Origin of the sequence: Porphyromonas asaccharolytica DSM 20707 (assembly GCF_000212375.1) — a bacterium.
Classification (GTDB): Bacteria; Bacteroidota; Bacteroidia; order Bacteroidales; family Porphyromonadaceae; genus Porphyromonas; species Porphyromonas asaccharolytica.
Window position 1 is genome coordinate 504748 of the sequence record NC_015501.1, and the last position, 15741, is coordinate 520488.

Annotated in this window: 12 protein-coding genes; 4 read left to right on the top strand and 8 right to left on the bottom strand. The window is 53.5% G+C overall.

What is annotated here, in order from left to right:
• Positions 1-121: 121 nt before the first annotated feature.
• Positions 122-1141, top strand: coding sequence for a branched-chain amino acid aminotransferase (locus PORAS_RS02045; protein ID WP_013759988.1), 1020 nt, complete (start codon positions 122-124; stop codon positions 1139-1141).
• A gap of 123 nt (positions 1142-1264) precedes the next feature.
• On the opposite strand, the gene ltrA is transcribed toward PORAS_RS02045, so the two are convergent.
• The gene (ltrA, locus tag PORAS_RS02050) at positions 1265-2545 is read right to left on the bottom strand and encodes a group II intron reverse transcriptase/maturase (protein WP_013759989.1); all 1281 of its coding nucleotides are present in this window, start codon (positions 2543-2545) and stop codon (positions 1265-1267) included.
• Positions 2546-3712: 1167 nt separating this feature from the next.
• Here ltrA and PORAS_RS02060 point away from each other — a divergent pair.
• The 3 genes from PORAS_RS02060 to PORAS_RS02070 all read left to right on the top strand — a co-directional run bounded on the left by PORAS_RS02060 (position 3713) and on the right by PORAS_RS02070 (position 7462).
• Positions 3713-5902, top strand: a complete 2190-nt coding sequence (locus PORAS_RS02060) for an InlB B-repeat-containing protein (RefSeq protein WP_013759992.1) — start codon at positions 3713-3715, stop codon at positions 5900-5902.
• 219 nt (positions 5903-6121) lie between these two features.
• A complete protein-coding gene (locus tag PORAS_RS02065; protein ID WP_013759993.1) occupies positions 6122-6844 on the top strand; it encodes a hemerythrin domain-containing protein in 723 nt (240 codons plus the stop codon).
• 12 nt (positions 6845-6856) lie between these two features.
• Positions 6857-7462 (top strand): response regulator transcription factor, encoded by a 606-nt coding sequence (locus PORAS_RS02070; RefSeq protein ID WP_013759994.1) that lies wholly within the window; start codon positions 6857-6859, stop codon positions 7460-7462.
• Positions 7463-7486: 24 nt separating this feature from the next.
• Here the strand turns inward: PORAS_RS02070 and PORAS_RS02075 are convergent, their stop codons facing one another.
• From PORAS_RS02075 to PORAS_RS02105, 7 genes are all read right to left on the bottom strand, one after another.
• A complete protein-coding gene (locus PORAS_RS02075; RefSeq protein ID WP_004331919.1) occupies positions 7487-7996 on the bottom strand; it encodes a metallophosphoesterase family protein in 510 nt (169 codons plus the stop codon).
• Positions 7997-8018: 22 nt separating this feature from the next.
• A complete protein-coding gene (locus PORAS_RS02080) occupies positions 8019-9335 on the bottom strand; it encodes a DEAD/DEAH box helicase (protein ID WP_004331876.1) in 1317 nt (438 codons plus the stop codon).
• A 205-nt stretch (positions 9336-9540) separates the two neighbouring features.
• The gene (gene gap, locus PORAS_RS02085; protein WP_007364614.1) at positions 9541-10545 is read right to left on the bottom strand and encodes a type I glyceraldehyde-3-phosphate dehydrogenase; all 1005 of its coding nucleotides are present in this window, start codon (positions 10543-10545) and stop codon (positions 9541-9543) included.
• Between the two features lie 155 nt (positions 10546-10700).
• Positions 10701-11615 (bottom strand): urea transporter, encoded by a 915-nt coding sequence (locus PORAS_RS02090; RefSeq protein WP_013759995.1) that lies wholly within the window; start codon positions 11613-11615, stop codon positions 10701-10703.
• 9 nt (positions 11616-11624) lie between these two features.
• Entirely contained in the window at positions 11625-12872 is a 1248-nt protein-coding gene (locus PORAS_RS02095) for an ABC transporter permease (protein ID WP_013759996.1), read from the bottom strand.
• On the bottom strand, positions 12869-14770 hold the full coding sequence (gene abc-f / locus PORAS_RS02100) for a ribosomal protection-like ABC-F family protein (protein WP_004331873.1): 1902 nt from the start codon (positions 14768-14770) through the stop codon (positions 12869-12871). Before abc-f ends, PORAS_RS02095 begins: the two co-directional genes overlap by 4 nt.
• Positions 14754-15704 (bottom strand): transglycosylase SLT domain-containing protein, encoded by a 951-nt coding sequence (locus tag PORAS_RS02105; RefSeq protein WP_155811458.1) that lies wholly within the window; start codon positions 15702-15704, stop codon positions 14754-14756. The genes abc-f and PORAS_RS02105 overlap by 17 nt, the downstream gene beginning before the upstream one ends.
• Positions 15705-15741 lie beyond the last annotated feature (37 nt).

The window sequence follows — 15741 nt, forward strand, 5'->3', positions numbered from 1 at the left end:
TAGTCGTAAGATTTGCGGGGAGAGGTTAGTTTTGAGTCGTCTAATACCAAATAAAATAGGTATCTTTGTAGACCGATCGTTACTACGGACTTTACTAACAACTTTATTACCTATATATAGTATGAAGAATTTGGACTGGTCATCATTGGGGTTTGGTTACCTCAAGACCGATTACAACGTACGCTGTTACTATCGTGATGGCAAGTGGGGTGAGCTAGAGGTCTCTTCACTGGAGACGGTCACGCTACACATGGGCGCTACCTGTCTGCACTACGGTCAGGAGGCTTTTGAGGGTCTGAAGGCTTACCGTGGCAAGGATGGTAAGATCCGCCTCTTCCGTGTCGAGGAGAATGCTAAGCGTATGATCCGCTCAGCTGAGGGTGTCGTCATGGCTCCCGTACCCGAAGAGCTCTTTATCAAGGCTGTCAAGAAGGCTGTCGAGCTCAACAAGGACTACGTACCTCCCTACGAGAGCGGTGCTTCACTCTACATCCGCCCACTCCTACTCGGACTAGGTGAGCAGGTAGGTGTCAAGCCAGCTCCTGAGTACCTCTTTATCGTCTTCGTATCTCCCGTAGGGCCTTACTTCAAGGAGGGCTTCAAGCCTACTCCTATGGCTATCATGCGTGGCTATGACCGTGCCGCTCCTCTGGGTACTGGTACGATCAAGGTCGGTGGTAACTATGCTGCTGGTATGGTACCTACCGTCCTAGCTCATGAGAAGGGCTACAGCGCTTGCCTCTTCCTCGATGCTAAGGAGAAGAAGTATATCGATGAGTGCGGTCCAGCTAACTTCTTCGGAATTAGAGACAACACTTACATCACACCTGAGTCTACCTCTATCCTACCCTCTATCACGAACAAGAGCTTGATGCAGCTCGCTGAGGACCTCGGTCTGAAGGTAGAGCGTCGTCATGTACCTGAGGAGGAGCTAGCTACCTTTGAGGAGGCTGGTGCTTGTGGTACGGCTGCTGTCATCAGCCCGATACTACGTGTCGATGACCTCGATGAGCACAAGACTTACCAGATCTCTAAGGATGGTAAGCCCGGTCCTATCTGCCAGAAGCTCTACAACAAGCTACGTGGCATCCAGTACGGCGACGAGCCTGATACACACGGCTGGGTCACCATACTAGACTAAAGAAACTACTCGTCTCGCATATCACGAGACTTAATCGAGTAGGTCGGGAAACGAAAGTTTTCTGACCTACTTTCGTTTCCTTTCCTCTCACACCACCGTACGTGCCGTTCGGCATACGGCGGTTTAATTCGTTTTCAAAGAGTGTCTAATCGCATAGTAGTCCAAACAGCTTACGAGGCCTCTGCGGGCTAGCACATCTTTCGATATTGCTCGTACCACGCATGTACGTCTCACCACCCATTCGTAGCGGTCTCCGCTGCACGAGGTGAGCTTGGCTAAGTCGTTGCAGATACCAAGCTTGCGTAGCCCCCAGGCTCGCTTTCGAGGTGTTTTCCATTGCTTCCATATCACCTTACGTAGCATCGTGCGCAGATGTTCGTCTATCCCTACCATCTTGCCTTTCATAGCTCCAATGGCAAAGTAGTTTATCCATCCACGTATCACTCTGTTCAGCATTGTGATACGGGCAGTCATGGAGATGCTCCACGAGCGTTTGCATAGTTTCTTCAGCTTCCTGACAAACTTCGCTACGGAGTCCTCGTGAGGTCTTGCCGTCCACTGCTTGGTCTGAGGGGATTTGTAAAATCCAAAACCGAGGTACTTAAGTTTGCTCGGCCGGCAGACGTGCGTTTTGGTGGCATTGACCTTAAGCCCGAGGACACGCTCTATCCATTGGGTGACAGAGTGCATCACTCGTTTGGCACTTGCTTCGCTTCTTACTGCTATGACGCAGTCGTCTGCGTATCGAACATAGCGCAGCCCCCGTCTGACCATTTCCTTATCTAGCTCGTTGAGCATCACATTGCTCAACAAGGGGGACAAATTGCCACCTTGGGGCGTGCCGAGTTCTGTGGCTTCGTAAAGACCATTCTCCATTACGCCCGACTTCAGATACTTGCGTATCAGACTTTCGGTGTCTGGGTCATGGATCACACGACCCACATAACTCATCAGTTTGTCTTGTGGAACATTGTCGAAGAACTTCTCCAAGTCTATGTCAACTATCCACTCCGCTCCCTCGTTGAGGTATTCCAAAAGCTTCTGAACGGCTTGCTCACAGCTCCTGCCGGGGCGGAAGCCGTAGCTGTTCTCTTGAAACTCTGCCTCGAAGATGGGAGTCAGGACTTGGACAATCGATTGTTGAAGGGTTCGGTCGACAACGGTCGGGATACCGAGCTTGCGTACGCCTCCGTTGGGCTTAGGTATCTCAACCCTCCGTACGGGGGCTGGCTTGTACCTACGCTCTAGGATCGACTGCTTGATGCTCGTCCAATTGGCGTTCATATAGTCGCGGAGCTCCTCGACTTTCATACCGTCTATACCCGAGGCGCCCTTGTTGCTCACAACACGATTGAGTGCCTCGCGTACATTATTCTTGGCGAGTATCTGTTCGATTAGTTTCATCTTCCGTCTTTCTTAATTTCCGCTTCCGATGCTCGCGTGCTTAGCTCTATGTGGTCGATCGCATTGACGTTTTGACCGTTGCCACTCGTCAGCAATGTACATCGGAACATACATTCTTGATTAACGTTACGAATTATTCGGTCCTTCGCCTTGTTCTGCGCGAGAACGGCTACTTCGACCTCTGCTGACTCCTCGACATTCGTTGTTACTATCCTTGAGGACTGCCGAGGCCTCACGGGATAAGCCATACATCTTTCATCGTTTACCTGCCTAATTTACGCATCAAGGTTACGGTTGCCTTTTGGAGCTTCACTGTCGCGTGCCAGCTTGTCCGCTTGATACGCCTTGGTATTAGGTTTCTGTTCGTCAGGCCACGAATTCGCTATTGCTTCTTCTCTCCCAAGGGTCACCCCTTGAAACTTGCAAGTCGCTATGGGGTTCGTTGGCAACTACGCCCCGTGTGGACTTTCACCACAGATGTATGACATGCCCGTCATACACACAAAAGGCGCATCAAGCAGTACTGCTTGATGCGCCTTTGTGGTTGACGTCTAGCCCGCTGCTTTCTAAGTTTATATGCAAGTAAAATGCGAAGTTTTTTCTCGTTTCGGAAACTCAGTCGACTTCTCTTCGGGTGAACCGCTCGGCGGGGTGGAAGCTTCCACCGTAGGGGCGGACCTGTGTGTCCGCCCGTCCTCACCTGAGTGCAGTCTATTCTGCGGGCGGACACGTAGGTCCGCCCCTACACAAGCTACGTCAGCACGACAATTCCATTCATCAAACGCTGTAACCTCGATCTCCGTAGGGGCGGACCTGTGTGTCCGCCCGTCCTCACCTGAGCGCAGTCTATTCTGCGGGCGGACACGCAGGTCCGCCCCTACACAAGCTACGTCAGCACGACAATTCTACTCATCAAACGCTGTAACCCCGATCTCCGTAGGGACGCTCGGTCTGAGCGTCCGTTGTATCAAAAGTTACGGAGTCAGTACTCGTTGTTTTGGTCTGTTCGACAACGGACGCTCAGACCTATCTGATTACACTTTGTCATCAGAAATAACTATCTTCGCCATATCAACGGGAGCTTGGTTGATCTTGCAAGGCTCTGCAACTAAGTTCCCATAGTTGTGTCGAGAGCCTTTGTCATCGTATCAATAGATCCATATCTGTATGAAAGCAAAGATTACCTATTGGCTCCTACTCTGCCTACTACCACTCCAGGCGCTACTGGCTCAGGACGCTCTAGAGTATCCTATCAAGCTATGTGTGACTCCAGGGAGTAGCTCCGTGACCTTTAAGTACAACACGCTACCTGGCGCCTCGGTCACCATCTACTGGGGAGACGGGTCGAGCGAGACGCTAGCTGACCCCAAGAGTCGCTATGCTAAGGCTGTCACCCACACCTATGCTAAGCCTGTGGCGGAGGGGACTAAGATAACTATCGATGGTACCTCTGTGACGATGCTCGAGGAGCCGTGGGCTACGGAGGGACAGCTCAATGTCTTAGGTTTTGGCCAGATAGCCTCACCCGTCCTAGAGCGACTAGACTTTGCTTTCGCCTGTCCCATGTCGGGCTCTACGACGCCCTACCACCTAGATGTCTCTCGCTGTCCGCAGCTTAAGGTACTTAAGGTGCAAAACTTGCGGAGCATCACCCTACCGCAAGACGGCACACTCGAGGAGCTTTCGCTCTCGACACGTCTCGGCACCCCTGAGATGCCTTCACTGCAAGGCACCCTCGACCTGACGCAACAGAAGCATCTGCAGAAGCTCAAGCTCAATACGCAGCTACAGTTACAAGCGATAGATCTCACGGGCTTGACACAGCTTAGCTCTCTAGAGGTGTACAACAATCCGCAGCTACGTCGTCTGGTAGGCGTCAAGGGACTCGCCACACTTCGGAAGGCTAACCTTATGGGCAATGCTCTCACCTATGATCAACTGCCGCTCTTTACCGATGAGCTGCGAGAGTCTGATGTCAACTATGACCAGTGCCCCGAGATAACTCTTGACCCTATCCATGTATCGCCTCGGACGATAGATCTCTCCTTCCAGCAGACAGTACAAGATGCCAAGGGACAGAGCTACACCACGACCTATCCCAACGTGATGATCGCCTCTGAGGAGGGAGAGGCACCCAATACACCGATCTTCTCAGATCAATACAGTGTAGAGAGGGGTGTCTTCAAGCTATCCGAGTCGCTCTTTACACGAGGAGGGCAGCAACTAGACACGTTACTGGTAGGCATTCAGACGCACAATGACTACTACCCACACTATGCAACGGCGGCCGAGACGAATCAAATCGTGGCTCGTGTGCCACGCACTGCTAGCGAGCAACCTACGGGACAGGCGCGGGTCACTTTCTCTATGAATGAGGGAGGGACTCTGAGTGTCGCCATCGTCAATCCCTGGAAAGAGCTTGCCTCGGGCGATCTCGTGGAGCGTGGCACCAAGGTGTACATACAGTCTGAGCTAGAGGATGGCTATCAGGTAGACTACTATGAGATCAATGGCGAGCGCTGTCACGAGGCTTACCAATATCTCATTGAGTACATTATCACAGACGATGTAAATATCGTCGCTCACTATAAGAAGCTCCCCGCAGAGGGCTACACGATCACTTACGATAGTGAGGGTGGTGGCATCATCGAGGATGCTTACTATATGAATAATATGGGCACAGCGGTAAAGATTAAGTCGGGCGACCGTATCCCTGCAGGCACAGAGATCACCTTCGTGGCTAAAGCGGACAAGGGACATGAGCTAGACTACTGGAGGACCGACGGCGAGCGAGCACTAGACGAGGGGAGTCCTTTCTACTACGAGCTCTATCGTGATGGTCATGTGACCGCTGTCTTTAGGGAGCTTACGGTGCCACAGTATCCGTTTAACTTCACCTATGGTCCTGGAGGCTACCTCTCCGTACGACTCAGCAGTACACAAGAGATCATAAACTCAGGGACACTGGTCAAGGAGGGCGAGACGGTGTACTGTGTCGCCACGCCAGACCCGACGCTACGGGTGGACAAGTGGATCGTCAACGGCGAGGAGATGACCGACTGGCGAGACGAACTAGAGGTCGGTGTCAAGGTCGATAAGGAGATCAATCTGGAGGTAACCTTCTGCCGGGGCAATGCACTCACCACACCGACGGCAGAGACTCCGCGTGTCTATATTGCCAACGATCGACTCATCGTCGAGGGCTATGCAGCAGATACGGAGATGTCTCTCTACACAGCTCAGGGCATACTGATCGGCACCGCACGATGCGGTGAGCCATACAACAGCTCGACACTACCGTCAGGACCCTACCTCGTTCGCATAGGCGACCAGCTATACCGCGTCCTAGTCGACTAGCGGCTAGCCATTGGCTGTTGGCCAAGGGGACTAGTGCTACTAGAGCTACTAGCAGCACTAGCACCCCTACCCACAACTCTCTAACTTCTAATCTCTAACTTCTAAAATCTAATCTCTAACCTCTACCTACAGATAGGTATTGAGCGGTCAGCCGATCGTTTGTATCTTTGTCTGCGGTATCTAGTTAGAGCAACACACTTACCAAAAACTAATCTGTCTATGAATCCCCCTACCCTCCTCAATCATCCCTTCGACGCTCACACCTCTCTGAGTAAGTTGATCTTGACGCATTATGACTTACTCATGGTGATCACTCGCTTTGGCATCCCTCTAGGCTTCGGAGACAAGAGCGTCGATGAGGTGTGCCGGGCTAATGGTGTCGATACGAATACGCTCCTCGCTGTCGTCAATATGCTGACGACTCAGTCCGACACGATCTCAGAGGAGCTGCTACAAGAGATCTCGGCTGAGTCGCTCATAGCTTATCTGCAGCGATCGCATCACTACTTCCTGGACTATAAGCTTCCAAATCTGCGAGGCGATCTTTTTACCGCTGTCGAGGAGGGTTCGCCAGAGGTGGCTGCCCTGATCCACCGCTTCTACGATGCTTATGTCGAGGAGGTACACAAGCACATGGGATACGAGGACGAGGTGCTCTTCCCCTACGTCCATCGTCTGCTAAAGGGAGATTGCGACAAGGGCTACTCGATCGACGAGTTTGAGAGTAGACACGACCATATAGAGATGAAGATCACCGATCTCAAGAATATCTTAATCAAGTACTACCAGTCGATGGGAGACTATGCGCTGACAAATGTCCTGCACGAGCTTTTTACCACCGAGAGTGACCTGATGTGGCACAATCATATAGAGGACTGTCTCTTCGTACCGATCATCAAGCAGATCGAGGAGACGCTCCAAGCTAGCAACAGACACGCATAAAAGCACCATCGGATGCAACACACGATACTTATCATCGAGCCCCACAAGCTCCTCGCTTATGGCTTGCAGCTAGCGCTGCGTAGAGGCTTCCCCGACTCTTCCGTACAGCTATGTGTGGATCTACTCGATCTAGATGCCCTGAGACAGCATATTACATTCATCGCTCCTGACATAATCATCGCAAACCCGCTCCTGACGGGTGTACAGTACAATCCAGATCTACTACCCGCCGGCAAGGAGCCTATACTCGTTGCGATCAATCACAATCTACTCCCAGAGGATCTTTACAAAGGCTACAGCTTCGTCTGCTTACCAACGATCGAGCCACAGAGCTTGATACAGTTAATACAAGAAGCAGAGCAACCTGATACGGAGTCTCTAGAGAGCGAGGAGGCAAAGCAGACGCCCCTCTCGCAGCGAGAGTGTGAGGTGGTTACGTGGGTAGCACGAGGCTTGACCAATAAGGAAATAGCCGATGTCCTGCACCTCTCACCGCACACGGTCGTGACGCACCGGCGCAACATAGCCGCCAAGCTAGACATACACTCGCCTAGTGGTCTGACGATCTACGCCCTGATGAACAATCTGATCTCTATGGATGAGGCTAAGGGGATCTAACCGATCGCTCAAACGATCGGTATCTCAGCGAGGCCACTCGACCACTTCTAGATCGTGTGGTCGCCCTGAGGTAATCTGCAAACGTATAAGGGTGCGACTCTGATGCCACCCACTGCGCCCCACCGCTCCAGGGTTGATATGGAGCAATCCCGGACGGGACTTGTCGGGCATCACCTTGAGGATATGACTATGCCCCGAGATGGTAATCATCGGATGCTCACGCCACGGTGTGAGATAAGGCGCAAAGACACGCTCATAGTGCCCTGGATAACCTCCTATATGTGTCATAACCAGCTCCACACCCGCCACCTCTGTATGAACCACCTCTGGAAGCTGTGCATGTAGCGCAGCGTCGTCGATATTGCCATAGACAGCTAGCGTGGGGGCTATGGACTGCAGCCGCTCTAGCACCTGCGGAGCGCCGATGTCTCCTGCATGAAAGATCAGATCACACGCGGCAAGCGCCTTACAGATCTGATCATCGATATATCCGTGCGTATCGCTCAGGATGCCGATACGCTGATGAGCTTTCATAGCGTCAATTACTGCTAGTCGGCTACTGCTTGCTACCCTTGCGACCGCCAGAGCGACCCTTGCGCTGTGAAGAGCGACCTTTGCCTTGGGCGTTACCTCGTCCGTTGCCTTTGCCTTGCGATCTGCTACGTCCGTTGCCTTTGCCTCTGGCGGCGCCACGACTATTAGCACGCTCATTAGGGGCATAGGCGGGAGCTTCGCCTAGTGAAGGGTCGAGCGGGATACGATAGATCTCCTGCTCGAGGAAGTGCTCCAAGCGTGCGAAGTCCTGCTGATCACTGGGCGAGACGAGTGTGATCGCCAAGCCCTTGCCATCGGCACCACGTGCTGTACGCCCGATGCGGTGAACGTAGTCTTCAAAGTCGCGAGGCACCTCATAGTTGATCACTACCGCAATATCGTCAATGTCGATACCACGCGCCACGATATCAGTGGCTACAAGTACTTTGATGCGTCCCATGCGGAAGTCTCTCAAGACCTCCTCACGGCGCTCCTGAGACAGATCCGAGTGCATCTCGGCAACGGGTAGTCCATCTCTAGAGAGTGTCTGAGCAAGTGCGTGGACAGTCGCCTTGGTTCCCGCAAAGATGATGGTGCGTGACACCTCAGACTCAGGATTCGTAAAGAGGGATCGGATGATCGGGAGCTTCTGCGCATCATAGCAGATGTATGCGGTCTGCATGATCGACTTAGGAGGCTTTGCCACAGCTAGCTCGACAAGGACGGGGTCGACCAATATGCTCTCTGAGAGCTTGAGGATCTCTTTAGGCATCGTAGCAGAGAACATCACATGCTGGCAATCCTCAGGCAGTGCTTTGTAGATCTCCATAATGTCCTCGTAAAAGCCCATATCAAGCATGCGATCCGCCTCGTCTAATACGAAGTACTGCACATGCGACAGATCACACGCCCCGAGACGTAGCATCGAGAGCAGTCGCCCTGGTGTAGCGATGACGATGTCCGCCCCAAGCGCCATGCCTCGTCTTTGCTGCTCCCACGCGATGCCGTCAGTGCCTCCGTAGATAGCGAGCGTGGAGACCGATACGTAATAGCCAAAGCCCTCGACCTCCTGATCGATCTGCTTGGCGAGCTCTCGTGTGGGCGCCATGACGACGGCTCCAAGGTGCTCCTTGGGTAGCTCTTGACGTGCTACTTTATTGAGGAAGGGGAGCAGATAAGCTGCCGTCTTGCCCGAGCCAGTCTGCGCACAACCGATGACGTCTCGCCCCTCTAGAAGTGGGGGGATCGTCTCCGATTGGATTGGAGAGGTCTCCACAAAGTTCATCGCATCCAGTCCGTCGAGGACCTCATCCTCTAGATCTAGTTCGTAAAAGTCCATCAGCTTATCGTCTTAATATATAAGTAAAGGAAGGCACCACTACCGCAACAGCCTCGCAGAGTCTGCCACGGCTCGTGATACGCTTTAGGGATAAAAAGCGAGACGCAAGTCACAGAGGTAGAGGTTGCACTCGATGCTCTTTCTACCACCTGCGCCTTGCGTCCGATTGTTTTAGAGTGAAAACTCTTCGCTAGTCTTAGCGTGATTACTTATTGACCTCAGCCATGTGAGCGATGAGGCAGAGTACCTTGTTAGAGTAACCCCACTCATTGTCATACCAAGCGACTACCTTGACGAAGGTATCAGTCAGAGCGATACCAGCCTTAGCGTCAAAGATAGAGGTGTGTGGATCACTCACGAAGTCCTGGCTCACGAGTAGCTCGTCGCAGTACTCCATGATTCCCTTGAGGTTGGTCTCCGAAGCCTTCTTCATAGCAGCGCAGATCTCGTCGTAGCTAGCACCACGCTTGAGCTGTACCGTCAGGTCCACGACAGAAACATCCATCGTAGGTACGCGGAAAGACATACCGGTGAGCTTACCATTGAGCTCAGGGATCACCTTGCCGACAGCCTTAGCAGCACCCGTTGAGGAGGGGATGATGTTGCCGATAGCAGAGCGTCCGCCACGCCAGTCCTTGAGTGAGGGGCCGTCGACCGTCTTCTGTGTAGCCGTAGCAGCGTGTACGGTAGTCATAAGACCCTGCTCTACGCCGAAGTTGTCGTTGAGCACCTTTACGAGCGGAGCGAGACAGTTGGTCGTACAAGAAGCGTTAGAGACGAACTGCGTACCGCGGACATACTTCTCTAGGTTGACACCAGTGACGAACATAGGAGTGTCATCCTTAGAGGGAGCAGACATGACGACATACTTAGCGCCAGCCTCGATGTGTCCCTGTGAGAGCTCCTTGGTGAGGAAGCGTCCTGTACTCTCTACGACATACTCTACGCCGGCAGCGCCCCAGTTGATCAGACGTGGCTCCTTCTCAGCTGTCACACGGATCTTGCGACCGTTGACTACGAGCATGCCATCCTGTACGTCGACCGTCCCGTCGAAGCGTCCATGTACAGAGTCATACTTGAGCATATATGCCATATACTCGACATCGATGAGGTCGTTGATTGCTACTACCTCGAGATCATCACGCTTCATCGAAGCGCGGAAGACTAGTCGGCCGATACGACCAAAACCATTGATACCTACTTTTGTCATGAGAGTTATATTGTATTTTTAATGTGTATGCAAGCGTTTGCACAAAGGCGGAAAGCCCCCCTAGGAGGGAGCACTCCTATTACTCGTACAAAGTTAAGCATTAAATGTTTGCGACGCAACCCCCCTCGCCACGTATTATGCTCAGCCGTCTAACTTTATCTCTTAGCGATAGCTAGCTGACGACGTCTACTCCATAGCCAGACGACCCATACAGAGAGCACGAAGGGAGCCGTCAGCGGGATCAGACCAGCGTAAAGTGCGAGCAGCTCTATGAGCACAGAGAGCACTACCGATACGACCGCATAGCGTAAGCTGCGCTCGCTAGTGCCTGCCCAATAGATGGCACAGAGCACGGCGTTGTAGCCCAGCAAGCCTTCACGCCATACAGTCTCTGGGACAAACGGTATCGCAAGCATAGGAATGAAGACTCCTAGCAAGGTGTAGAGCGCTTTGCGGCGTGACTCCCAGGCGATCGCCAGAAAGAAGAAGAGACCTGTCAAGACATTCGCTTGAAACATCACCTGCCCGACACTATCCCCAAGCGCCACACCGAGCATCCGCCACAAGGGGGCACCCTCCTCTAGCTGCGCTGCGGTGTCGAGCAGTCCCATACGCTCTGGAGCTAGCATGCTCACTAGTAGCAGCGCCCACACAGCGATGATAAAAGGAGCCGTCAACCCTGGTAGCTGAGCATGCCGACGACAGGCACGCGCCAACCAAGTGGAGAGTGCTGCCCCAACCACCAGTAGAAGTATCGAGAGCCAACTAATCTCCCAGTAGACTCCTAGAGCGATACCCACCAAGGTGCCGTTGAAGCCGTATAGACCATCGGCTATCTCCTGCTCCGTATCTCGCCAGAGCGAGGCAGCCGATCGTGAGACCAGACAACCCAAGAGAGCTAAGAGGGCTAGCTGCCAAGAGTTGCAGAAGAGCCCCACGAGGATCAAGGCGCCTGACAATGTGCTTTGCAGGAGAAACACTTGACTGAACCCCAGTAAGAGGGTCTTTATCTCCTGATAGATAGTCTGTATAAGACCTTTTTTGGGGGAAGCGGTAGAGCTTTTCGTCATAGTTAGTAGTTATTCGAAGCGAAGTGCCGTCGTCGGTGAGATCCGCTGGATGATACGTGCCGGGAGGAGTAGGAGAATGAGGCAGAGCAAGAGCGTCGCCACATTGACCACGATCCACGCCCCTGGACGGATACGCATCGCAACGTGTGAGATATAGTAGATATTCGGGTCAAGCGTGAGCCACTGCCACTGATGCTGGCTCCAGATGATGATGCCTGCCAGGAGGTTGCCCCAGAGCATACCCCAGGCGATGATGCGCAGAGCGATCGCTAGACTCATCGTCGTGAGCGAGCGGTAGGTCATGCCGAGAGCCTTGAGCAAGCCGATGGTCTGCGTCAAGTCTAGGATAATGATCAGGAGCGCGTTGATCATCGTAAAGGCTGCCACGAGCGCCATCAGCACCAGCAGTATCTGTACATTCGGTCGTAGCGAGTCGATCCACTGATAGACTCCGCCATTGATCTGAGAGCCGGTATAGATCCCTAGCGTCTCCTTGGTAACGCCCGGCTCCGAGAGCGACTGGATCAGTTGATCTGAGAGCGTGGTCTCCATATCTAGGAGGGAGCGATCCCTGTTCTTTGCGAGGATCTCAATGCGTGTGTACTGGTCTTGTTGCCAGTCCCCCACGCGTCCCAGCAGGTCGTTGGTCACATAGGCAAGTGGCTGCGCCGTATTGGCTAGCTCCAGTATTGCTATCAGCGTAAAGGAGCGTACTGACACCTTGTCGCCTAGGAAGTAGAGTACGACCTTGTCACCGATCGTTAGTCCTAGCTTCTGCGCAGAGGTTTTAGGTAGGACGATCGGATTTGCCCCCTCCGCAAGCGTACTGTCAGACAAATCACCCATGGCGCAGAGTGGCTCGAGGAATGTAAAGTCGTCTACTCCCGTGACGGCTACTCCTTGATAAGTACTATCTGTCTTGATCATGCCGACAGCCGTACGGACGGGGCGCACGGAGGCGATCTCTGGCATCTCGTTCATCCGCTGCGTCATCTGGGGCGTCAGGGTGATCACATTATCTAGGTCTATCGGCTGCTTGCCATACTCGCAGAGGATCACATCGCCTGTTACGAGCCGCACCGTATCACGGACACTGTACTGAAAGCCGTCCATGATCGCAATGCCTAGGAGCATGACCGCCAGGCTCAGAGCTATGGCCGGGATCGCAAAGCGCACCAAGGCGTACACCTTGCTGTGACGACGATTCTCGCGACTGTAGAGTTGGCGAGCCAGCCAGATGGGTAGTCTTAATCTCATGATTCCTCTTCGATAGCGGCTAGTTCAAACCAACGCTCAGACGCCTGCTCCATCTCTTGTTGCGTCTGTGCGATCTCCTCTCCAGCCTTGAGCAGCTCTTCGTTGCTAAGGCTCCCCGAAGACATCCGCTGCTCTAGCTCCGCAATGCGTCCCTCGAGCTGTGGGATCTGCTGCTCCAGCTGCTGAAACTCTTGCTCCTCACGATAGCTGCGTCGCTTCTTTCTATTGCCTTGACGAGTCGCCTGACTAGCCGCAGGCGGTGTGCTTTTGGTCTCCCGAGGCGTAGCCTGCTCAGACGCTTGCTGCGCTTCGACCTCCTGCTGCAGACGGTACTGAGTAAAGTTGCCTGGGAAGTCTCGAATATGTCCTCCCCTCTCGAAGACGAAGAGATGCTCCACGAGCTTGTCGAGGAAGTAGCGATCGTGCGTTACAATAATAAGGACTCCCTCGAAGGAGCTAAGGTAGCTCTCCAGTACACCCAGCGTCGTAATGTCTAGATCATTCGTCGGCTCATCGAGTATGAGCAGGTTGGGGCTAGCCATCAGCACGGTACAGAGGTAGAGTCGTCTGAGCTCGCCACCACTGAGTAGTGACACGGGCGTGTAGATACGATCACTGGTGAAAAGAAACCTCTGTAATAGTTGTGTGGCTGAGACCGACTGTCCCGTCACAGGATCCGTAATGTGACTAGCGATGTCGGAGATCACGTCGATCACCCGCTTGTCGGGGGCGTAGCTCGGCAACTTCTGACCGAAGTAGCCAAACTGTACCGTCTCGCCGATAAGTACCGATCCGCTGTCTGGCTCTAGCTCGCCAATGATCATCTTGAGCAGAGTCGTCTTGCCACAACCGTTGGGGCCGACGATGCCGACACGATCTCTGCGTGAGAAGGTATAGTCAAAGTCTCGGACGAGTGGCTTCGACTCCTCAAAGCTCTTGGAGACGCCCTCCAGCTCGATCACCTGCTTACCTAGGCGAACGGACGAGTGAAGCGGCTCGATGGCCGTCTGCTCACGCAGTATCTGCCGCGCCTGAGAGAGTTCCTGAGATAGCTCTGCAAAGTGCTCCTTGCGGGCACGCTGCTTGCCACCTCGTGCTTGTGGGGTAGCACGCATCCAGACCAACTCCTGACGATAGATATTAGCCAGTCGGTCACTCGTTTGTGCCATTTGCTCTAGACGCTCCTGCCGCTTGGCGAGGAAGGTCTCATAGTTGCCCTCATAGCTATACAGCTGCTGCTGATCCATCTCCACGATACGAGTACAGATATGATCGAGGAAGTAACGGTCATGGGTCACCAGTAGGAGCGTGAGCCGTGATCGTGAGAGGTAACCCTCGAGCCACTCGATCACCTCTAGATCTAAGTGGTTCGTCGGCTCATCGAGGATCAAGAGATCTGGCTGCTGGAGCAAGACACCGGCGAGTGCTACTCGTTTGACCTCACCGCCTGAGAGTAGCTCCATAGGACGCTCCACATCGGTGATACGTAGGGCGTGCAGTATCGCTGTCGCCTCCTGCTCATATTGCCACGCGGAGAGACGATCCATATCAGGTAGGAGTCGCTCCTGTGCCTCAGCGTCGCCTCGCTCCACAGCACTCTGCCAGGCACCCACGAGATGCGCCGTAGGGTCATGTGGCGAAAAAACCGCATCTATCACCCGTATCCCCTCGGCAAAGCGATGCTGCTGAGACAGGTATCCGATGCGCAGGCCGTTGCGCCGAGAGATCGTCCCGCTATCTGGCTCTAGCTCGCCCATGATGATCCGCAGTAGCGAGGACTTGCCCGTTCCGTTTACCCCAACGAGTCCGACCTTGTCACCCTCTAGGAGCGAGAGCGAAATGTCTGTAAAGAGGACTCTATTGCCGAAACTTAGTGAGACATTATTCAGCTGTAGCATATTGAACTTTCTTTTTATAGGATTGCGCTCGATGGAAGACCTCCGCCACGTAGCGCACCGTATGATCGCCATTAGCACGTCCATGCTGCACAAGTGGGTCCTGGTAGTACTTCGGTTCGTCCAGACGAGCCATATAGATCTCCACAGAGTCGTCCCAGCGATCAGGATCTAAGCCCGCGTTCTCCGCTAGTCTACGAGCATCTAGCACATGAGCATTGCCCGCATTGTACGAGGCCAGAGTAAACTTCATTCGCTGCTCGGCGTCGGTGATATGGGCGAAAGCGCGACCGAAGTCTCGTAGTGCCATACAGGCTACACGGATAGAGCTCTCGGCATGCTTGAGCTTAGCGCGACTGTAGCCATAGCGTCGTCCCGTAGCCGGCATGATACCCATCAGTCCCGTAGCACCGCCCATACCGACGACCTCTGCACGAAAGTGCGACTCCTGATAAGCTATCGAAGCTAAGACATACCAATCCCAACCATATCGCTCACCATACTGCTGAAAGAGATAATCCCAATCAGAGATAGCGCCCTGACGCCTTGTAGACTGTACTTGCGACTGCTCTGACGATCCCTTGGACGTGGTAGACTTCATCGGCGTCACACACACCAGCACCTCTTCATCGTCATCATCCTCTTCGTCATAGAGTCCGAAGAGAATCAGCCGCTGTAGTTCATCGCGGGGCCATATCGAGTCATAGTCCAGTAGATACTCCAGCGCATAGAGCGTGCCGTACTGCTCCAGCTCTTCATACACCTCTCCAGCCCCCACATCCGCAATCGGCACATCGTGCCACTCCGTCCGAGGTGCTATCTGTGTACGAGCCGTCTGAGTCTGAGGCCTTTGATGAATCACGACAAAGTAGTAGACGACGCCCACGAGGACAGCCCCCCATAGCGACAGAGTTATGGAGCGTAGGAGCCTTCTCATACGAGTCGGATCACAACGTATCTCATTCCTTCGAGTG